Genomic DNA, 19,794 nt, shown 5'->3' on the forward strand with positions numbered 1-19,794 from the left:
AGACTAAGCTATCTATCGCAACGATAACAAGGCATGACAAACTGTGGCAAAATCATGTATTCTTGCTATAGAAGAGTGGGGAGGAATTGACATGACGCATTTTATTGACCAAGTGAAAGAGACTTTACGTTCACATAAGCAATCAATCGTTCTTCCAGAGGGAACGGATCCGCGTATTCAGGAGGCGGCGATTCGTCTGCAGCAGGAAGGCATTATCACGCCGATAGTTATCGGTGACGTGCCGGAATTAGAAGCGCAGGGTGTACGAGTGATTAATCCAGAAACATACGAAGCACTAGATGAGTTAGTTGAAGCCTTTGTAGAACGCCGAAAAGGGAAAACGACAGAGCAACAAGCTCGTGAACTTTTACAACAGGTCAACTATTTCGGAACATTGCTAGTTTACACTGGTAAAGCTCACGGTCTTGTTAGTGGAGCAGCCCATACAACTGCAGATACGGTGAGACCGGCACTGCAAATTATTAAAACGAAACCAGGCATCAAAAAAACAAGCGGTGCTTTCATTATGGTGAAAGACGAAACACGTTATGTCTTTGCAGATTGTGCCATTACGATTGCTCCAGATAGTGAAGATCTAGCAGAAATCGCAGTCGAAAGTGCGAAAACAGCGACTTCATTCGGCATCGATCCTAAAGTTGCGTTATTGTCCTTCTCGACGAAGGGTTCAGCCGTATCTCCTGAAACCGAAAAAGTGGCAGCGGCACTCCAGCTTGTGAAGGAGAAAAACCCTACACTGGCTGTCGATGGAGAGCTGCAGTTTGATGCAAGCCTTGTGCCCTCCATTGCATCGAAAAAAGCCCCAGATTCTATAGTGGCAGGTCAGGCGAATGTCTTTGTCTTTCCATCTCTAGAAGCTGGAAACATCGGGTACAAAATCGCGGAGCGTTTAGGAGGTTTCGAAGCAATCGGTCCAATACTTCAAGGGTTGAACCAACCGGTCAATGATTTGTCTCGTGGCTGTTCAGCTGAAGACGTATACAAACTTAGTTACTTAACAGCAGCCCAAAGTTTACACTAGAACAAAGGAAAAGAAAGAAGTTGTCCAATGAAACTATTACAACGCCCGTTATGGCGATTTTGGGATGAGTCGCTGAGCGCACAATCCCGTTCCGCTTTAGAATCATTTGCAGCAGATGACACCCTCTGCCATGCAGTAGGCCAAAACTTGTCACCTCCCACACTAAGAACCTGGGTGCATCGGCAAACCGTGGTGCTCGGCATTCAAGACCATCGTTTACCTTATCTGGAGGACGGTATGGAGTATTTGCGTACGCAAGGTTTTTCGCCAATCGTCCGAAATTCTGGTGGACTAGCTGTCGTATTAGATGAAGAGGTCTTAAATATTTCCCTCGTGTTTTCGGAAAATGGCGAAGCTATCGATATCCCAGCAGGCTATGAGGCGATGGTCGACTTTGTAAAGCTCTTACTTCCAGAAGTGGAAGAGAAAATTGAAGCTTACGAAATCGTAGGTTCCTATTGTCCTGGGGATTATGATTTAAGCATTGGCGGCAAAAAGTTCGCGGGTATCTCACAGCGCCGGATTAGACAGGGGATCGCCGTGCAAATCTATTTGTGTGTAGGAGGAAGCGGCAGCGACCGTGCAGAATTGGTTCGGGAGTTTTATGACCGCGCCTTGCAAGGGGAGCCGACCAAGTTCAGCTATCCAGAAATCAAGCCAGACGTTATGGCATCCTTAGTGGAGCTAACAGGACTTCCGCTCACCGTACAAGATTTGGTCATTCGTTGCTACCAAGTGATTCAGGAAGTAGCTGACAATGTTCGGATTCAATCGCTCGCCCAAGAAGAAATGGAGTTATACACGTCGTATTTAACGCGTGTTGTGGAGAGAAATCAGAAGATGTTGACGAAAGTATAAAGAAAGGGCAGCCGCGGCTGCCCTTTTTTGGTAGATTTTTTTTAGGTACCTGTGCATCAAACAATTCAACACAATTTGCATAAACGAAGGAGTAATACTGAAACGATAAGATTCTTTGTTCATTTTTATTCAATTGTAGTGAATAGTCAGAGTAGTTTAGCGCACAGGTACCAAAAAGGGGTTTTCTGGAAACGCTTGATTCCCGAAGCATTTCTGGGCGAACGCCTTCCACATCTAACGCAATCAAGTTCCAGGCGTTAGAAATACATTCGAAAATCAATCGCACACACAGAGGCAAAGGCGCCTCTATGCGCACGCTTGATTCCCGAAGCATTTCTGGGCGAACGCCTTCCACATCTAACGCAATCAAGTTCCAGGCGTTAGAAATACATTCGAAAATCAATCGCACACACAGAGGCAAAGGCGCCTCTATGCGCACGCTTGATTCCCGAAGCATTTCTGGGCGAACGCCTTCCACATCTAACGCAATCAAGTTCCAGGCGTTAGAAATACATTCGAAAATCAATCGCACACACAGAGGCAAAGGCGCCTCTATGCGCACGCTTGATTCCCGAAGCATTTCTGGGCGAACGCCTTCCACATCTAACGCAATCAAGTTCCAGGCGTTAGAAATACATTCGAAAATCAATCGCACACACAGAGGCAAAGGCGCCTCTATGCGCACGCTTGATTCCCGAAGCATTTCTGGGCGAACGCCTTCCACATCTAGTACTAAATCTGCTCAAATCTTACGAGGTTCCCGTTGGCTTCCATCTGAAATTGTGTACGGTCAGGGAGTTCTTGACCGAGAGCTACCAATTGGCGAGCGCGGTCCATCATGACCATGAACTCTTCTCGTTCCTGTCGCAGCAAGCGGTTTTCGTGCTCGGCGAGTTGTAGACGTTGTTCAAGGTCATCTGCTCGTTTTGTTGTCAATTGGTGCAGTTGCTCGACGCGAGAATTTGAGCCTTCACTGCGCTGTAGGCGAGCCAGGTAGGCAATCACAATATCAAGAGACAACGAGCTCAGTGGAAACGATCGGTGATCTTCTTCGCCTCCAGGTGTTAATACGCGCAGGTTTGCTGCTCGAGAAGCTTTTCCTAGTAGTTTCAGCTTTTCCTTTCGAGCCTCTTTCGCTTCCGCTACTTGCTCATCAAATTCATGGCGCACTACGGCATTCCACCGAAAGCCACAAGCCGCGGCCGTCCGTTTCATTTTGTTGCCGGCTTCCTCAAACGCGTTCAACTGAGTACTGCCTTCTCGTATGTGACGGAGTACAATGTCCGCTAACAAAAGATCGGCTTCCTCTTGCCAAGCATCTTGACGTGGTTTACTCATTCTTTTCCCTCTTTTCTCTTGTGTTCTAGTATCTAGCATAGGCAGATTTCAAGACTTTTATTCACAGAAATTTCGCTTGCTAGAAAACAATTTCATAAGCTACAATGACAACGAGTTAAACACTACGATAAAAAGGTTGTGGAGCTAATGGCAAACCATTTTCGTGTTTGCAACGAATGTGATGCCGTTGATGTCAAAACATTGCTTCCGAGACTTAAAGCTCTCGACCCCGAAGCTGAAATAGAAGTAAAAGAATGCCAGTCCTACTGTGGACCTGGTCGGAAGAAGACGTTCACATTCGTCAACAATCGTCCGGTTGCTGCTTTATCGGAAGAAGAACTAATGGAGAAAGTGGTCGCGAAGCTGGAGTCACAAGGAATGTTGCCAAACACCTAACAGTCTGTTGGAGAAGTTTCCATAGGCTGTTTTTATTTTTAAAGGAATTCTGAGTCTTATTCACGAATTAGTAGGGTATAGAAGAGCAGTCCGGAAGTCCCTTTTCATTCAAACGGAACTTCCTTATACTGAGAGAACAGCATAGAAAGACGGTGAACACATGACGCCATATGCCACACAAAAACTAGCAGAAGAAAAAGTGTTTAAAGACCCTGTCCACAGGTACATACATGTCCGCGACCAAGTGATTTGGGACGTCATCGGAGCAAAAGAATTCCAGCGTCTGCGCCGTATTCGTCAGCTCGGCACGACCTATCTTGTGTTTCACGGGGCCGAACATAGCAGGTTCAGCCACTCTTTAGGTGTCTATGAGATTGTTCGTCGTATCACCGATATCAGTTTTGAAGGTCGCCCAGAGTGGGACGATTCGGAACGCCTCGTCGTATTATGTGCTGCGTTGCTTCATGACTTAGGACATGGCCCTTTCTCGCATGCCTTTGAGAATGTCTTTTCACTAGATCATGAAAACTTCACGCAAGCCATTCTCCTTGGAAACACAGAAGTGAACGAAATTCTATCTCGTGTCAGTGAGGATTTCCCACAAAAAGTGGCCGATGTCATCGCCAAGACCTATCCGAACAAACAAGTCGTCAGTCTGATTTCCAGCCAGATTGATGCAGACCGAATGGATTATTTGCAACGCGATGCGTACTTCACAGGAGTGAGCTACGGCCACTTTGATATGGAACGCATTTTACGTGTCATGCGACCGCGTGAAGACCAAGTCGTCATCAAATCTAGTGGGATGCATGCCGTCGAGGATTACATCATGAGCCGTTACCAGATGTACTGGCAAGTCTATTTTCATCCGGTCTCAAGAAGTGCCGAAGTCATTTTGACAAAAGCATTGCATCGCGCCAAAAAATTGCATCAAGAAGGCTATGAGTTTACACATGAACCTACTCATTTCAAAAGCTTTTTCGATGCCACATTCACATTAGAAGACTACATCGCACTCGATGAAAGTGTTCTTCTGACGTATTTCCAATTGTGGACGAAAGAGCAAGACACCATCTTAGCTGACCTGTGCTCTCGTTTCATGTACCGCAAGTTATTTCAGTACATTGAATTTGACCCTGCAAAAGATTTCATGAAAATGAGGGAGCTCGAATCCCTTTTCCGCGAAGCCGGTATAGACCCTGATTATTACTTGGTGTTTGATTCATCATCAGATCTACCTTATGATTTCTACCGACCAGGTGAAGAAGGAGAACGCATTCCCATTCACTTGTTAATGCCATCAGGAGAGATCAAAGAGTTGTCCCGCCAATCAGAAATTGTGGAGGCTGTCTCGGGCAAGAGACGCTCCGATCATAAATTGTATTTTCCGGAAGAACGGCTGTTAGGGGATTCTCCTGCACATCGCCGTATCCGAGACGTATTAGGAATAAAGGAGGTGTAACCATGCTACGTGACCATGCCAGCATTGTGCGCTTTATCTCACAGGCACAAGGGATCACCGGCCGAAAAAAGCTTCAAAAGATGATGTATATCGCCAAGAAGCTCGGCTACCCCGTGAACGAAAAATATGAATTCCACATGTACGGCCCTTATTCGGAAGAATTGACGGCGCGTATCGAGGAACTGTGCACGATGGGTTTTTTATCGGAGCAAAAAGAGGACAAAGGCGCTTACACCCAGTACGCTTACACTACGACGGATGAGAGCACTGCATTTATGGAGCTCAGCCCACCGCTTGATTCTGCTTTCTCGACTTGCATTGAAGAGATGAAAGAAAAATCATCACGCTTCTTAGAACTTGTTGCGACGCTGTTCTATTTCGATGATTTAGAAAAACCAGCTCAAGTCGAAAAGGTACATATTGTGAAGGGGAAATTGAACTTTACGGACACGGAGTTCGAAGAAGCCTTTGCTTTTATCGAGGATTTGAAGAAGAATAACTGTTAGGTTTAGATGTGGAAGGCGTTTGTCCAGAAATGCTTCGGGAATCAAGCGTGCGCATAGAGGCGTTTTGTGCCTCTATGTGTGCGATTGATTTTGGAATGTATTTCTAACGCCTGGAACTCGATTGTGCTTAGATGTGGAAGGCGTTTGTGATTAGATGTGGAGAACACCATTCAAAAAGAAAAAGACAGCAACTTCTCTTATTCTAGAGAAATGCTGTCTTTCATTTTGGAATTTTACTGATCAGATAGACGTTTTCCAGCAACGGCATAGTGGCTCTTCGGCATTTCTTCGATGAACACGACAACCTTTTCAGCTGGTGCATCGACAGTCTCAGTGACGGCTGCAGTTACGCGCTCGACTAGAGCTTTTTTCTGTTCGTCAGTACGACCTTCCAACATTTTCACGGTAACGTATGGCATATTTCTTCCTCCTTTTGCACAATGTTCTGTATACTAATAGCTATCTTACCATATAGGAAGGAGCGAGGCGATATGTCAGAACAGCAAAAACCAAAACAAAAAATCGGATTTACTATTATAAAGAACGACCCGACAGACGGCCACAAAGGATACGGCATTGGTTCACTGTCACTTGAAAATGTTTCTCCCGTAATTGTAGACGTGGAAGAAGGAGTAGCCCGCATTGAAGTTGGTGCCATGCATGCTCGCAGCGACACAGAGCGAGGTATCAAATTCACCACAAACCGTGAAGATTCAGCTGGAGGCAAACCGCACTGGCTTGTTTGGGTCACAATTGACCAGATGCCGGAAGGTCCCTATTACGCGGGAATGGCTTCGTGCGAAATGGTCATTAATCGTGAGAAGCGTCGCGGCTACAAGCTGCTTGCTGATCACGTAAACCGTATGGATAAATCGATGAAGCGCAAATTTATGTTGGAAAACTTAGATGAACGCTCGAAAGAGATTCTTCGCGATTTCTTGATTTCTCACGACGAACAAATGTGGGAAAGAAGTCCAGAAGAATTAAAACAAGCACTCGCAAGTTCTGACTAAACTGTGACAATTTCAAATCCGGTTGAATTTCAGGGCTAAAAAAAGTAAAATGAGTTTAAAGCTTACGTAACTGTAATGCTGGGACACGACGCTCTTTTACTAGTTTGCATACCCGTACACACTCGTAAAAGCAGGCGTCACACCTCCAAATGGCCGGAAACCATTTGGGGTTTTTTTTATTATTAGATGTGGAAGGCGTTCGCCCAGAAATGCTTCGGGAATCAAGCGTGCGCATAGAGGCGTCTTTTGCCTCTATGTGTGCGATTGATTTTCGAATGTATTTCTAACGCCTGGAACTCGATTGTGTTTAGATGTGGAAGGCGTTCGCCTAGAAACTCGATCCCGTTAGAACAGTAACTCTCCTAGTTAATACATTAATTTTTTTATTAATACACTACTCTTCTTGATTGATACACTACTTTTTGGGGTTAGTACATTCCTGATATTATGGAAACTAATAGAGTGGATCAAACCAAGTTTTTCTCGAGATAAGGTGGTTGCCATGAAAGCCTATTCGTTTCTAATAACAACTTCAAACCTCTCAAATAAGCGAACCATATCTGTTACTGACTTCAATCAACAGAAACTCTTTGTACTCAAACCAAAGTGGAACTGGTGGAAATCAGTTGCGAATTTTATTCTGCTTTTTAAGCTGTCTAACGCTTACACTTTATACGATGCAACGAATAATGAGATTTTTACTTATTCTGAAACTAGCAAAACTACACGATCTATCACCAATCTTGAAGCAGGAAAAATCACTACTATTGAAATTGAGAGTAGCGGGAGTTATTTTAAAGCCATACTAGGTGATGAAATCATGATTTCCAAAGAACCATCAAAATTAGAAATTAGGAAGCAAGATTCTTTAATTGGCTTATTTCAAGTGGAAGCAGATTATGAAAATTTAAAGGGATCTAGCGAACTGATTGTGTTTACAGAGTTCCAGAAGGCGAAAAACCTAGAGATGGCAATTTTGCTTTATTTCAATGAGGTCTATTACAATCGATAATGCGTTATTGGTATTTCAGTAAGTACCTGTGCATCGCACTATTCATTACAATTTGTATAAATCAAGGAGCAACCTTGATACGACAAGGTTGCTCCTTTATATTTATGAAATTGTAGTGAATAAACTAAATTGTGCTGTGCACAGGTACCTAAAAGGGAATAACTTACAAAATTTCTGAACAGTCGGCTCCACATCTAGTCCAATCGAGTTCCAAACGCCAGAAATCCCCGCAAAAATCATTCGTACCAACCGAGGCAAAGAGCGCCTCACTTGGCACGCCTAATTTCCGCAAAATTTCTAGAGCGGCGTTTTCCACATCTAGAGTAATCGAGTTGCGCCTCCTAGAAATCCCGCAAAATGCCATCGCGGCCCATGAAGCAAAAGCGCTTCACGGTCCACGCTGTCATTCCGCACAATTTCTGAACAGTCGGCTCCACATCTAATCCGTCAACCAGTCAAAAGGGTTAAAAGGCCACTTTTCCACATCCTCATCAAATTCCTTGCCCCGCAGCTCCGTACACGATTTGGTTGGAACATCAGTCTTTGTGACGTAGATGTAGCGTTGGTTAGGGCAGGCATCAGAAGCGAGGCCGCCGGTTTCGATATCGACAAGCACACCTGTGACTCCGCGCGGTACTTCAAAGCTGGTTTGCGCTTTTCCGCTATGCACCGTCTCCATAAAGTCCGCCCAGATTTGCTTCGTGACGTGAGTAGCTTGGGCCGTGTCCACTTGCTTTCCTTCATCAAATCCATTCCATACAGCAGCAGTCAGTAGAGGACTGTAGCCAATAAAATACTGATCAGATAAAGTAGTGCCCGACTTTGCAGCGTATTGGCGCTTTAATTTGGCTGAGATCAAAGAACCTGTTACCGGCGAATAGTCGTTATACACGGAATCGAATACGCCAGTTAACATATGGCTGACTTCGTAGGCATGCGCAGCCGGGATGGCTTGTTTGGGCTTTAGTGCATCTTCCATAGCGTCATAAACAACCTTGCCGTCTCGGTCCTTAATGCGTTTGACGTATTTCGCGTCTTGATACTGCCCGTTATTTCGAATCGTCGTGTAAGCATTCGTCAGTCGAAGCAAGGAGACCTCACTTGTTCCGAGAGCAGAAGCAGGTGTGTTGTGGACTTTCGTATTCAAGTGAAGGGCATCGACTGTTTGCTGGAAGGCGTCGTAGCCAATCTTCTCGAGCGTTTTGACGGCATAAATATTATCGGAAATGGCCAATGCTTGCGCCATGGAAATCGGTTTATCAGCAAACTCACCGTTCACATTTTTAGGGATATAGACTTTTCTTCCGTCATCATAGGAAAACTCGGTTTCTTTAACCTCAAGGAAGGTTAGAGGGTGAAAGCCTTCTGCAAGAGCGGCTGCATAGAGAATCGGTTTGATAGCTGAGCCGGGTTGACGCTTGGCTTGAGTCACACGATTGTAAGGACTCTCGACAAAGTTTCGTCCCCCAACTTGTGCTGTCACAAAGTGACCTGAGGCGTCTTGACTCATGAAACCTACTTGTAAGTCAGAGTCTGGCATCCAACGCGTAATAGCTTGTTCGGCGGCCTGTTGATACTGTGGGTGAAAAGCCGTCTCGATGGTGTAGCCGCCCATCTCCAGCTGCATGCCTTTGTCTTTTAAAATAGCTTGCGCTTCTTTCCGAGCTTCCTCCATATAATAAGGGGCGACGGCGACTTCTTTCTCGTCATCTTTCAAGAAGCTGACAGGAATGGTTTTAGAACGCTCATACATCGTATCAGGCAACTTGCCGATTCGGTGCATTTCAGAAAGCACAACATTCTTCCGTTCCGCAGCTCTTTCAGGATGGAGAAACGGGGAATAGAGACTAGGTCCTTTTGGAATAGCGGCAAGCTGTGCGGCCTCTTCAACCGTCAACTCACCGGCGCTCTTGCCGTAATACGTTTGGCTCGCTGATTCGACGCCATAAGCACCATGTCCAAAATAAACTGTGTTCAAGTAGCCTTCTAAAATGGTGTCTTTGTCATAGGCATCCTCGATCCGGTACGCATAAAGGGCTTCTTTCAATTTTCGGGTCCAGGTCTTTTCGTTCGTCAAATATAAATTGCGCGCATATTGCTGGGTAATGGTGCTCGCGCCTTGCACTTTTTTCCGTGCTTTCACGTCAGCAAGCAACGCCCCAGCAATCCGCGTGTAATCAAAACCGCTATGCTCATAAAACTCTTGATCTTCAATGGCTAGAAACGCCATCGGTAGGTAAGGAGACATGTCGTCGAGTGCCATCCACTTGCGGCGCTCTTCACTATAGCGCGTAGCGACTGGTGTCCCGAGAGTGTCGGTATACGTATTCGCCGAAGGTACGGCTAAAATGGGTGGGCCGAGCAGTTGTGTATAAAACCACAACACGCTATATCCGCCAAGACCTATACCTAAAGTGAAAAGGATGGCAAGCAATCCTCGTCGAAACCAGGACTTTTGTTTCTTTCTACGGCGTAGCTGCGCACGTTTCATGGACGTTTCACTCCCTTTCCTCTAGTATGGAAAGGGAACACGCAGATTAAACGGAAAACAGTTGCACTTTTTGAAAAAACCTGTATAGTTTGTCTGTATTTTATTTTTTTAAGTTCGGAAGGAGATAGATAAATGAGCGGGAATTGGTATACAGAAAAGCAGACTGAAAACTTTGGGATTACGATGAAAATAAATAAAACGTTACACGTTGAACAGACGGAGTGGCAGTTCTTAGAGATGGCAAAAACAGCTGAGTGGGGCAACATGTTGTTCCTAGATGGCATGGTCATGACGTCTCAAAAAGACGAGTTTGTCTATCACGAGATGGTAGCACACGTGCCCCTTTTCACACACCCGAATCCAGAAAACGTACTAGTTGTCGGAGGCGGTGACGGAGGCGTTATCCGTGAAGTGATGAAGCATCCGAAAGTAAAGAAAGCAACGTTAGTTGATATAGATGGAAAAGTAATTGAATACTCGAAAAAATACTTACCTGAAATTGCAGGAGAGCTCGACAATCCACGGGTAGAAGTAATCGTTGGTGATGGCTTCATGCACATTGCAAAATCAGAAAATGAATACGACGTAATCATGGTCGATTCTACAGAGCCTATGGGACCAGCAGTAGATCTTTTCACAAAAGGTTTCTATGCAGGCATTCACAAGGCATTGAAAGAAGACGGCTTGTTCGTAGCACAATCTGATAACCCATGGTTCAAAGCTGACTTGATCAAACAAGTACAAAGCGATGTGAAGGAAATCTTCCCAATCACAAAGCTTTACACAGCGAACATTCCGACGTACCCTTCAGGTCTATGGTGCTTCACAATTGGTTCGAAAAAGCATGATCCACTGACAGTTCCAGCAGAGCAATTCCACGAAATCGAGACGAAGTACTACACGAAAGAGCTTCACTCAGCAGCTTTCGTCTTGCCAAAATTCGTGAAAGACCTTGCAGGTGAATAACATGAGATTTGATGAAGCTTACAGCGGCAACGTGTTTATTAAAAGCAAGCAAGATTACAAGAGTGCGCAAGCCGTTATTTATGGAATGCCGATGGACTGGACAGTAAGCTACCGTCCAGGTTCTCGCTTCGGCCCACAACGTATCCGTGAAGTATCGATCGGCTTGGAAGAGTATAGCCCTTACCTTGATCGTGATTTGGACGAGGTGAATTATTTTGACGCAGGCGATATTCCGCTTCCTTTTGGCAATGCTGAAAAGAGTTTGGAGTTAATCGGCGGTTTTATTCGTCAGTTGCTGCAAGATGGAAAAATTCCAATAGGAATGGGCGGGGAGCACTTAGTGTCTTGGCCAGTCATGAAAGAAGTGGCTGCCGTTCACAAAGACCTTGCAATCATTCACATGGATGCTCACACAGATCTTCGCGTGGAGTATGAGGGAGAACCTCTTTCGCACTCGACACCCATTCGTAAAATCGCTGAACACATCGGACCGCACAACGTCTATTCATTCGGAATTCGTTCTGGAATGAAAGAAGAGTTCGAGTGGGCAAAAGCAAATGGGATGGAAATTGCGAAGTTCGAAGTTCTTGAACCTTTGAAAAAAGTCCTGCCGAAACTTGAAGGACGTCCGGTTTACGTAACGATTGATATCGATGTCTTAGACCCAGCGCATGCTCCAGGAACAGGAACAGTAGACTGCGGTGGAATCACGAGCCGCGAGCTTCTAACATCGATTCATGCGATTGCGAATTCAGGCGTCAACGTCGTTGGCTTTGACTTAGTAGAAGTCGCACCGATCTATGACTCATCCGAACAAACAGCCAACACAGCTTCAAAATTAATTCGTGAAATGTTATTAGGTTGGGTGAAATAAGGGATTTGGGTTTTATTCCCTTTTAGGTACCTGTGCGCAACACAATTCTGATTATGAACGACAATTGCATAAAGATGAAGGAGCAACCGCCTAACAGCGCGGTTGCTCCTTCTTTTATGCAAATTGTAGTGAATAGTGTTGCGCACAGGTACATCAAAGAAGTGCGTGAAAAAAGTCCCTGAAAACTATCTATCCAATTCCCTACCCAAGGAAGTATAATGAAGCAAATACAAAAACGGGGGCGGGAACATGGTACTAGATTTATTTGTGAACTTTTGCATTCTCTTTACTTTCGCATTGGTCATGTTCTGGTTCACACGCCTGCAAAAACAATCAAAAGTGCCTCTGCTTCTGAAACGCCCAGGGTATTCTATCGGTGTCCTAGCTGGGATATTTGGAATCGTCCTAATGTTAAAGTCCATTCATGTCGGGCCTACCATCATTATTGATGGACGCATGGCGCTTCTAGCGTTATCGGGTTTATTTGGAGGCCCGATAGCCCCCGTGATTTCAGGAATCATGATGGGTTCTGCTCGAATCGTGCTTAATGACGTGACGCTTCACTCCATCGTCGCGGGTGCCAATACGATGCTTGTTGGCATCGTCATCGGGATCATTGCCTTACGCATTCCAATCACCTTTAAGAATGCATGGAAGTACTTTGCGTATACGACTATTCAAACGATGATTGTCATCGGCTATTTATCAGCCATGGGGGAATTTGTAGCAGGACGCGGCTTGGTATTTGCGGTGTACTCGATTTTATCGTTCCTGGTTGTGTATGTCATTCTGAAGAAAATGAATGATCTGTCGCAGGAAATCGACAGGATGGAGCACTTCTCAGAAACCGACTACTTAACAGGTCTGGCCAACAACCGGAAGTTTCAGGAGCTCTTCACAACATGGACAGAGTCAAAGCCTACATTTTATTTAGCTGTTTTAGATATCGATTACTTTAAACGCATTAATGATGCTTACGGCCATCCTATCGGAGACGTCGTGTTGATTGAACTGGCCCGGCGCTTGGAACGCACGAGTGAAGAGTTCGGTGGAAAAGTCGCACGCATCGGTGGGGAAGAATTTGCGGTGTTGATACCTGTTGCTACAGCAAGAGAAGCGAAAGCTTATGCAGAAAAACTACGTCAAGCGATTGAAGCGTTGCCGTTTATCACGGACGACCGGACGGCCATTCCAGTGACCATTAGTGCAGGAGTCGCAAACTATCCACAAGACGCAAAAATTATGGCGGAACTTTATACAAAAGCCGATAACGAGCTCTATAAAGCAAAAGAACAGGGCAGAAATCGAGTGTCCATTGCGCAACTAAAGGAAAATCCCGTATACTAAGAAGGTTATAGAGAAAACCATCCAATGAAAAGAGGGCTTGAGATGACCGAACAGGCAGGAGTTCCGATTCAGCTGAAGATTATGTCAACCTTCAAACATCCCGGCAGTAAAATGACCCAGGAATACCAACGTGCTAACGGCTCTATGTACTTTAAAGACCAAAAGAGATTTCTGCGCTTTGAAGAACGGACTGAAGAAGTCACCCAGACGCTCGTAAAATTTGAAGGGTCAGGAGGCTATATTCGGCGACGCGGTATTGCCGATATGCGAATTGAATTCGAACTAGGGCAAAAGACAAAAGGACACTACACGATGCATGGCCACACGATGCCACTCGAAGTGTATACCAGTAGAATCATCCATACACTGGGGCATGATCGCATCGAATATTCTTTATTCCAAGACGACCAAAAAATGGGCGATTACACAATCGACTATCACTATACGGAGGTAACTGAATGAACGCTGTAGAACAACTTCAACAATCCATTAAAGACACTTTGCTTAAAGCTGTCGAAGCAACAGGTTTAGCAGGAGAGCACACTGTCGATATCCACCTAGAAGCGCCACGTGACAAAGCAAATGGTGATTTTGCCACGAACGTTGCCATGCAATTGACGAAAATCGCAAAACAAAATCCACGTGCTATTGCTGAACAAATCCTCGAAAAATTAGAAACAGAAGGTACATCAATCGAGTCTGTAGAGATTGCAGGTCCTGGTTTCTTGAACATCCGCACAAAAAAAGACTACTTACAGCAAGTCGTGAACATGGCATTCACAGCAGGCTCTGCTTTCGGACGTTCTGATACGGGCGCAGGTGAAAAAGTGCAAGTCGAGTTCGTTTCGGCAAACCCAACTGGAGATTTACACTTAGGCCACGCACGCGGAGCTTCTGTTGGAGATTCTCTGTGCAATGTGTTAGATTTTGCAGGCTACGATGTCAGCCGTGAATATTACATCAATGACGCCGGGAACCAAATTCATAACCTAGCACTATCACTTGAAGCACGCTACTTCCAAGCGCTAGGACAAGAACGTGACATGCCAGAAGACGGGTATCACGGTCAAGACATTCAAGATATGGCAGCACAACTTGCCTCAACCGATGGCGATAAGTACGCCAACCTTACTGACGAAGAACGTTTCGAATTCTTCCGAAGCTATGGACTACAAAAAGAACTTGAAAAATTACAGACAGACCTTGCTGATTTCCGCGTACATTTTGACGTGTGGTTCTCAGAAACTTCTCTTTATCAAAATGGGAAGATTGATGTGGCACTGGATAAACTGCGTGCAAACGGCCATATCTATGAAGAAGATGGAGCAACTTGGTTCCGCTCAACAACGTTTGGCGATGACAAAGACCGCGTGCTGATTAAGCAAGGCGGCAGTTACACGTATTTAACGCCAGACCTTGCGTACCACGAAGACAAGATCAATCGTGGTTTTGAAAAACTCATCAACATTTGGGGAGCTGACCACCATGGTTATATTCCACGTATGAAAGCAGCGATTCAAGCACTGGGCTATGATCGCGACACGCTTGAAGTCAGCGTCATCCAAATGGTTCAGCTGTATAAAGACGGCGAGAAGATGAAGATGAGCAAACGTACGGGGAAAGCCGTAACGATGCGTGAATTAGTAGAAGAAGTGGGTCTAGACGCTGTACGTTATTTCTTCGGTATGCGTTCAGGCGATGCTCATATGGACTTTGACCTGGACTTAGCTGTTTCGCAGTCCAACGAAAACCCAGTGTACTATGCACAATATGCGCATGCCCGCATTTGCTCGATTTTGCGTTCTGCGGAAGAGCAGTCTCTACCGGCTTCAGTTGAAAACTTACATCTACTGAGCGATGAAAAAGAAGTAGATTTAATGAAAAAGATTGGTGACTTCCCACAAGTCGTGGCAGACGCTGCAAAACTACGTTCTCCACACCGTGTGGCAACATACATCCAAGATTTAGCTGCTCAGTTCCACAGTTTCTACAATGCTAACAAAGTATTGGACTTAGAAGCGAAAGAATTGTCGGCGGCACGCCTAGCCTTGATTTCGGCAGCGCGTCAGACGATTAAAAATGCCCTGAAATTATTAGGGGTTTCCGCGCCAGAAAAAATGTAGTACTCTATAGTTAATACAACAAGGTGCTCAAGTAACGGATTGCTTGAGGTAAAAGGGAAGCTGGTGAAAGTCCAGCACGGTCCCGCCACTGTAAACGACTTCGGTCGTAAGTCAGGAAACCTGCCTTGTTGAATGCGCCGTGAACCTACGAGGATGGGTTGGTGTAAGTCACCTTTGCCCATGCGTCTTTGCATGCAATTTTAGCCGACTTATACCTATTTTTACCCGTCTTCCTGTAGTGGAAGGCGGGTTTTTTACATACACAGAAATGGGGAAAAACGATGAAAAAATGGATGGGTTCACTTTTAGCAGCAACATTGGTACTAACAGCCTGCACTGAGCAGCAAGAAACAGCACCACAAGAAACGGCACCACAAGAATCACAACAACAAGCTGAGACAGAAGAAGTCGCGTTTCCATTGACTGTCACAGACGCAGTCGGCAATGAAGTGACACTCGAAGAGGCGCCAGATGCTATTATCTCGATGATTCCAAGTAATACAGAAATCCTCTTTGCATTAGGATTTGAAGAAGAAGTTGTGGGAGTTACAGATTATGACAACTACCCAGAAGCGGCAGCTACGAAAGAAAAAATCGGTGCGTTCGAATTTAATATTGAAAAGATGACAGCACTGCAACCAGATTTGATCTTAGCTCATGAATCTAGCTGGTCAACAGCAGAAGCTGGGCTGCAGCCTTTGCAAGATGCAGGTGTGCCAATCTTTGTCGTAGGCAATGCGATGAGTTTTGACGAGACGTATGAAACGATTGAAGCTATTGGAGAAGTCACAGGTGCTTCAGAACAAGCGACGACAATTGTAGAAGACATGCAAGCACAAGTCGATGCAATCGCAACAAAACTTGAAGATGTTGAACAGCAAAAAACCGTGTTCATCGAATCATCAGGTGATCCGGAAATCTATACAGCTGGCCAAGGAACACTTATGCAAGAACTATTGGACCGAATCAACGCTGAAAACGTTGTCGCAGATCAAGAAGGCTGGCTGATGATGAACTCAGAAGAAATCGTGTCACGCAATCCTGATGTCATTTTATTAACATATAACTATATTGAAAACGCGGTGGACGCTGTGAAAACACGTCCAGGCTTTGACCAAATCACAGCAGTTCAGCAAGATGCTGTCATCCAAGTCAATGAAGACATCACGACTCGTCCGGGACCCCGTCTTGCGCTTGCTTTAGAAGAGCTTGCAAAAGCTGTTTATCCGGAAGTTATGAATGACTAAACGCCCATTCGGGTGGATTGTATCCGTTTTGCTGTTACTCGCCTCTATCTGGCTAGGTATCTCAATTGGTGCCGTCAGTATTCCGTTAGATACGCTGTGGGGAGGGAGTGAGGATGCAACTGCCACCACCATCGTCTGGAACATTCGTATGCCTCGCGTCTTCTTAGCAGCGCTTGTAGGTGCAGCTCTAGCAGTTGCAGGTGCAGCATTTCAAGCTTTACTCAAGAACCCTCTTGCAGATCCCTACACACTGGGGGTCTCGTCGGGAGCGTCAGTCGGAGCTGTGGCGACCATCTTCTTTGGCCTTTCTTTACCGGTCATTGGGATGTACACATTGCCTCTACTTAGCATGGTGGGGGCCATTACGACGCTAGTACTTGTTATCTCATTCGCACGCATGATTGATCGCTCACTTCGCATGGAAACCATTATTCTAACAGGGATTATTGCAAGTTCGTTTTTCGGCGCCATGATATCTTTGATGATTGCCCTGACAGGGGAAGAACTGCGTCAGATTATCGGTTGGTTACTGGGGAGTGTGGCGCTTCGGACGTGGACCCATGTTCAAATGATTGTGCCATTTGTCGCCATTGCAGGCATATGGTTACTCGTTCGAGTACGTGATTTAAATGCCTTACAATTAGGCGAAGACCGCGCACATCACTTGGGTGTCAACGTGTCACGGGTAAAAAAGGAAGTGTTGATCGCAGGCTCGATGCTGACTGGTGCAGCAGTAGCTGTTTCTGGAACGATTGGTTTTGTCGGACTTGTTGTGCCCCACATGGTACGTCAGTTGTTTGGCGCTGACAACCGTCACGTCTTGCCACTTAGCATGATCAATGGTGCGACTCTGCTCATTTTATGTGACCTTGTCGCCCGCACAATCATTGAGCCAACAGAGTTGCCGATTGGGGTCATGACAGCATTCATCGGGGCACCTGTCTTTGCGTGGATTTTCTTCCGTCAACGTCGAAAGGGTGTGAAGTAGATGTTACGAGTCGAACACATGACAGGAGGCTATTCGCACCCGGTTGTAAAGGATGTATCGTTTACAGTTAAACCAGGACAGATTTTAGGGATTCTTGGACCGAATGGGAGCGGTAAATCAACGCTGTTAAAATTGGTCAGTGGCCTTTTAACTGCTTCCGCTGGGGAAGTCTATATTGATGACAGGGCCATGAGTAACTATAAATCTAAAGAATTAGCTCGCAAGATGGCCGTACTTCCACAATTACCTCCGCAAAGCTTTGGCATGACTGTGAAAGAAGCTGTTTCGTTAGGACGTTATCCGCATCAACAAGGCTTGTTTTCAAGTTGGAAAACAGAGGATGAAGAAGCGGTTATGCAAGCCATGCAAATTACGCAAGTCATCCCGTTTGCACAACAAGAAATCACCACACTTTCTGGTGGGGAACAGCAGCGCGTGTTTGTTGCACAAGCCCTAGCGCAACAAGCCGACTTATTGCTTCTTGATGAGCCGACGAATCATCTAGATATTGCGCATCAAAAGCAGTTATTGGATACATTAAAAAGTCATGTGCAGACGCATCAGACAGCTGTCGTCAGTGTCTTTCATGATATCAACTTAGCTTCCCTTTATTGCGACCATCTGCTCCTACTAGAAAAAGGGCGTGTTTCTGCCTACGGAGAACCTCATGAAGTCGTGGAAAAAGCGACTCTTGAAAGTGTTTATGAGACGCGGCTTGATGTGGCGGCGCACCCAGTCGAACCAAAGCCCCAAATGACCCTCTTGCCACATGACACAAAGGATACGATTTTCCATGTCACAGCGAAAGACATCTCAGTGCTAGACGATGCTGTAGTGCTACATAATGAACGACCAATGCGCGTCGTCTCATCGGCTGTTCTCAATCCAGGATTCGGATGGTACCGGACCATTGTTAACCGACAAGTCTCCCCAACCTACAACGTCAACAATGTTGAGGAGGAGGTAAAGCAATTCGCTCGAGAACGAAGTTGGATTCCTACGGAAACTGTTATGCAATTAACGGCCGTTAATGTAAAAGGTGCAGTGATTCAGGAGTACACCGCCTCCTTTGGCAGTATCGTTATCCTGGTCACGGCAGGTATCGGGAACGCACTTGACGTGTCACGGGCACATGAAGTGCAGTCTCTACCAGCGATTGGTACAATCAATACATGGATCCTCGTCAATGGGAATTTGTCGGACGAAGCCTTTATTGAAGCCATGATGACAGCGACTGAAGCCAAAACAAAAGCACTTGCAGAAGAACAAGTTCTCGACAAGCGTACACAGACGCTTGCAACAGGAACGCCAACAGACAGTCTAGTCGTTGCTGCCACCCAGCAAGGAGCGGATCTTCCCTACGGAGGACCTGTAACTGAGCTCGGAAAATTGATTGGAAAAGGTGTCGTTGAATGTACACGCCAAGCGATTCGCTACTACAGACAGTCACAAGGGGAGGACTAACACATGAAAATTTACACGAAAACAGGGGATAAAGGACAAACAAGTCTGATCGGCGCGCGCGCTGATAAAGATGACCTGCGCATAGAAACTTACGGAACCATCGATGAAGCCAACTCTTTCATCGGAAAAGCCGTCACTGAGTTAGACCCGTCGATTTTTAAAGATATCCTACAAGACCTCGAAGCTATCCAGCATGAACTGTTTGATTGTGGAGGCGATCTGGCAGTAGTGACAAAAACGCGTCATTACAAACTAACAGATGAACCTATTGCAGTTTTAGAAACACGAATTGATGTACTGATGGAAGAAGGTCCCGCTTTAGAACGCTTCATTTTACCAGGTGGAACTCCAGCGGCTGCCACGCTTCACATTGCCCGCACTGTCGCTCGTCGAGCAGAGCGCCAGATGGTGAGCTTGATGAAAGAGCAAGACGATGTGCCAGTCATTGTTCAAAAGTATTTAAACCGCTTGTCCGACTATTTGTTCGCAGCAGCCCGTGTCGTCAACGCGCGTTCAAATGTTCGCGATGTGGAATACATTCGCGGTGCGAAAGTGTTTCACACTGAAAAAGAATAGAGCTATGTGATTCTCCCGTTCAGCAAATGCTGGATGGGGGATTTTTTTTTTATTAATAATCCTGCTGCTAGAACGCTATTTCCAAAGGAAGATT

At 45.6% G+C, this 19,794-nt stretch carries 20 protein-coding genes and 1 riboswitch; of the genes, 17 read left to right on the plus strand and 3 right to left on the minus strand.

The features are described 5' to 3' along the window. Positions 1-91: 91 nt before the first annotated feature. Both pta and MKY84_RS04270 read left to right on the plus strand, forming a co-directional pair. Positions 92-1,039 carry a phosphate acetyltransferase gene (pta, locus tag MKY84_RS04265; RefSeq protein ID WP_342528006.1) on the plus strand — a complete coding sequence of 316 codons (948 nt, stop codon included), beginning with the start codon at positions 92-94 and terminating at the stop codon, positions 1,037-1,039. A 27-nt stretch (positions 1,040-1,066) separates the two neighbouring features. Beyond that, on the plus strand, positions 1,067-1,897 hold the full coding sequence (locus MKY84_RS04270) for a lipoate--protein ligase family protein (RefSeq protein ID WP_342528009.1): 831 nt from the start codon (positions 1,067-1,069) through the stop codon (positions 1,895-1,897). Positions 1,898-2,629: 732 nt separating this feature from the next. On the opposite strand, the gene MKY84_RS04275 is transcribed toward MKY84_RS04270, so the two are convergent. After that, positions 2,630-3,235: an RsfA family transcriptional regulator gene (locus MKY84_RS04275; protein WP_342528010.1), complete on the minus strand. Its 606-nt coding sequence runs from the start codon at positions 3,233-3,235 to the stop codon at positions 2,630-2,632. Between the two features lie 147 nt (positions 3,236-3,382). Between MKY84_RS04275 and MKY84_RS04280 the strand changes: the two genes are divergently transcribed. The 3 genes from MKY84_RS04280 to MKY84_RS04290 all read left to right on the plus strand — a co-directional run bounded on the left by MKY84_RS04280 (position 3,383) and on the right by MKY84_RS04290 (position 5,599). Beyond that, positions 3,383-3,631 carry a DUF1450 domain-containing protein gene (locus tag MKY84_RS04280; RefSeq protein ID WP_342528011.1) on the plus strand — a complete coding sequence of 83 codons (249 nt, stop codon included), beginning with the start codon at positions 3,383-3,385 and terminating at the stop codon, positions 3,629-3,631. Positions 3,632-3,791: 160 nt separating this feature from the next. Beyond that, a complete protein-coding gene (locus MKY84_RS04285; protein WP_342528012.1) occupies positions 3,792-5,093 on the plus strand; it encodes an HD domain-containing protein in 1,302 nt (433 codons plus the stop codon). Positions 5,094-5,095: 2 nt separating this feature from the next. Beyond that, a complete protein-coding gene (locus tag MKY84_RS04290) occupies positions 5,096-5,599 on the plus strand; it encodes a YwgA family protein (protein ID WP_342528013.1) in 504 nt (167 codons plus the stop codon). Positions 5,600-5,832: 233 nt separating this feature from the next. On the opposite strand, the gene MKY84_RS04295 is transcribed toward MKY84_RS04290, so the two are convergent. Continuing rightward, positions 5,833-6,018 (minus strand): 2-hydroxymuconate tautomerase, encoded by a 186-nt coding sequence (locus MKY84_RS04295; RefSeq protein WP_342528014.1) that lies wholly within the window; start codon positions 6,016-6,018, stop codon positions 5,833-5,835. A 72-nt stretch (positions 6,019-6,090) separates the two neighbouring features. On the opposite strand from MKY84_RS04295, the gene MKY84_RS04300 reads away from it, so the two are divergent. From MKY84_RS04300 to MKY84_RS04310, 3 genes are all read left to right on the plus strand, one after another. Beyond that, positions 6,091-6,612 carry a YwhD family protein gene (locus tag MKY84_RS04300; protein WP_342528015.1) on the plus strand — a complete coding sequence of 174 codons (522 nt, stop codon included), beginning with the start codon at positions 6,091-6,093 and terminating at the stop codon, positions 6,610-6,612. A gap of 164 nt (positions 6,613-6,776) precedes the next feature. After that, the gene (locus MKY84_RS04305) at positions 6,777-6,899 is read left to right on the plus strand and encodes a hypothetical protein (protein WP_342528017.1); all 123 of its coding nucleotides are present in this window, start codon (positions 6,777-6,779) and stop codon (positions 6,897-6,899) included. A 116-nt stretch (positions 6,900-7,015) separates the two neighbouring features. Further along, complete coding sequence (locus MKY84_RS04310; RefSeq protein ID WP_342528019.1) at positions 7,016-7,624, plus strand: hypothetical protein; 609 nt, start codon at positions 7,016-7,018, stop codon at positions 7,622-7,624. Positions 7,625-8,063: 439 nt separating this feature from the next. Here MKY84_RS04310 and MKY84_RS04315 read toward each other — a convergent pair whose 3' ends face one another. Then, complete coding sequence (locus MKY84_RS04315) at positions 8,064-10,115, minus strand: PBP1A family penicillin-binding protein (protein ID WP_342528020.1); 2,052 nt, start codon at positions 10,113-10,115, stop codon at positions 8,064-8,066. 132 nt (positions 10,116-10,247) lie between these two features. On the opposite strand from MKY84_RS04315, the gene speE reads away from it, so the two are divergent. From speE to MKY84_RS04360, 9 genes are all read left to right on the plus strand, one after another. Beyond that, on the plus strand, positions 10,248-11,081 hold the full coding sequence (gene speE, locus MKY84_RS04320) for a spermidine synthase (RefSeq protein ID WP_342528021.1): 834 nt from the start codon (positions 10,248-10,250) through the stop codon (positions 11,079-11,081). Position 11,082: 1 nt separating this feature from the next. Next, positions 11,083-11,955 carry an agmatinase gene (gene speB / locus MKY84_RS04325; protein WP_342528022.1) on the plus strand — a complete coding sequence of 291 codons (873 nt, stop codon included), beginning with the start codon at positions 11,083-11,085 and terminating at the stop codon, positions 11,953-11,955. Between the two features lie 249 nt (positions 11,956-12,204). Continuing rightward, positions 12,205-13,302 carry a diguanylate cyclase gene (locus MKY84_RS04330; RefSeq protein ID WP_342528023.1) on the plus strand — a complete coding sequence of 366 codons (1,098 nt, stop codon included), beginning with the start codon at positions 12,205-12,207 and terminating at the stop codon, positions 13,300-13,302. Positions 13,303-13,344: 42 nt separating this feature from the next. Further along, entirely contained in the window at positions 13,345-13,764 is a 420-nt protein-coding gene (locus tag MKY84_RS04335) for a DUF1934 domain-containing protein (protein ID WP_342528024.1), read from the plus strand. After that, positions 13,761-15,425 carry an arginine--tRNA ligase gene (argS, locus tag MKY84_RS04340; RefSeq protein ID WP_342528026.1) on the plus strand — a complete coding sequence of 555 codons (1,665 nt, stop codon included), beginning with the start codon at positions 13,761-13,763 and terminating at the stop codon, positions 15,423-15,425. The genes MKY84_RS04335 and argS overlap by 4 nt, the downstream gene beginning before the upstream one ends. Before the next feature lie 4 nt (positions 15,426-15,429). Beyond that, positions 15,430-15,568, plus strand: a riboswitch (cobalamin riboswitch). A 138-nt stretch (positions 15,569-15,706) separates the two neighbouring features. Beyond that, positions 15,707-16,672, plus strand: coding sequence for an ABC transporter substrate-binding protein (locus MKY84_RS04345; protein ID WP_342528027.1), 966 nt, complete (start codon positions 15,707-15,709; stop codon positions 16,670-16,672). Next, positions 16,665-17,660 (plus strand): iron ABC transporter permease, encoded by a 996-nt coding sequence (locus MKY84_RS04350; protein WP_342528029.1) that lies wholly within the window; start codon positions 16,665-16,667, stop codon positions 17,658-17,660. Before MKY84_RS04345 ends, MKY84_RS04350 begins: the two co-directional genes overlap by 8 nt. Continuing rightward, complete coding sequence (locus MKY84_RS04355; RefSeq protein WP_342528031.1) at positions 17,661-19,124, plus strand: adenosylcobinamide amidohydrolase; 1,464 nt, start codon at positions 17,661-17,663, stop codon at positions 19,122-19,124. It begins immediately after the preceding gene. A 3-nt stretch (positions 19,125-19,127) separates the two neighbouring features. Beyond that, on the plus strand, positions 19,128-19,700 hold the full coding sequence (locus tag MKY84_RS04360; protein WP_342528034.1) for a cob(I)yrinic acid a,c-diamide adenosyltransferase: 573 nt from the start codon (positions 19,128-19,130) through the stop codon (positions 19,698-19,700). The last annotated feature ends 94 nt before the right edge of the window (positions 19,701-19,794 follow it).

It is taken from the genome of Chryseomicrobium sp. FSL W7-1435 (assembly GCF_038595005.1).
Lineage (GTDB): Bacteria > Bacillota > Bacilli > Bacillales_A > Planococcaceae > Chryseomicrobium.

Coding starts and splice junctions, on each gene's coding strand:
- pta (WP_342528006.1), top strand. CDS start 92: ATGACGCATTTTATTGACCAAGTGAAAGAGACTTTACGTTCACATAAG.
- MKY84_RS04270 (WP_342528009.1), top strand. CDS start 1,067: ATGAAACTATTACAACGCCCGTTATGGCGATTTTGGGATGAGTCGCTG.
- MKY84_RS04275 (WP_342528010.1), bottom strand. CDS start 3,235: ATGAGTAAACCACGTCAAGATGCTTGGCAAGAGGAAGCCGATCTTTTG.
- MKY84_RS04280 (WP_342528011.1), top strand. CDS start 3,383: ATGGCAAACCATTTTCGTGTTTGCAACGAATGTGATGCCGTTGATGTC.
- MKY84_RS04285 (WP_342528012.1), top strand. CDS start 3,792: ATGACGCCATATGCCACACAAAAACTAGCAGAAGAAAAAGTGTTTAAA.
- MKY84_RS04290 (WP_342528013.1), top strand. CDS start 5,096: ATGCTACGTGACCATGCCAGCATTGTGCGCTTTATCTCACAGGCACAA.
- MKY84_RS04295 (WP_342528014.1), bottom strand. CDS start 6,018: ATGCCATACGTTACCGTGAAAATGTTGGAAGGTCGTACTGACGAACAG.
- MKY84_RS04300 (WP_342528015.1), top strand. CDS start 6,091: ATGTCAGAACAGCAAAAACCAAAACAAAAAATCGGATTTACTATTATA.
- MKY84_RS04315 (WP_342528020.1), bottom strand. CDS start 10,115: ATGAAACGTGCGCAGCTACGCCGTAGAAAGAAACAAAAGTCCTGGTTT.
- speE (WP_342528021.1), top strand. CDS start 10,248: ATGAGCGGGAATTGGTATACAGAAAAGCAGACTGAAAACTTTGGGATT.
- speB (WP_342528022.1), top strand. CDS start 11,083: ATGAGATTTGATGAAGCTTACAGCGGCAACGTGTTTATTAAAAGCAAG.
- MKY84_RS04330 (WP_342528023.1), top strand. CDS start 12,205: ATGGTACTAGATTTATTTGTGAACTTTTGCATTCTCTTTACTTTCGCA.
- MKY84_RS04335 (WP_342528024.1), top strand. CDS start 13,345: ATGACCGAACAGGCAGGAGTTCCGATTCAGCTGAAGATTATGTCAACC.
- argS (WP_342528026.1), top strand. CDS start 13,761: ATGAACGCTGTAGAACAACTTCAACAATCCATTAAAGACACTTTGCTT.
- MKY84_RS04345 (WP_342528027.1), top strand. CDS start 15,707: ATGAAAAAATGGATGGGTTCACTTTTAGCAGCAACATTGGTACTAACA.
- MKY84_RS04350 (WP_342528029.1), top strand. CDS start 16,665: ATGACTAAACGCCCATTCGGGTGGATTGTATCCGTTTTGCTGTTACTC.
- MKY84_RS04355 (WP_342528031.1), top strand. CDS start 17,661: ATGTTACGAGTCGAACACATGACAGGAGGCTATTCGCACCCGGTTGTA.
- MKY84_RS04360 (WP_342528034.1), top strand. CDS start 19,128: ATGAAAATTTACACGAAAACAGGGGATAAAGGACAAACAAGTCTGATC.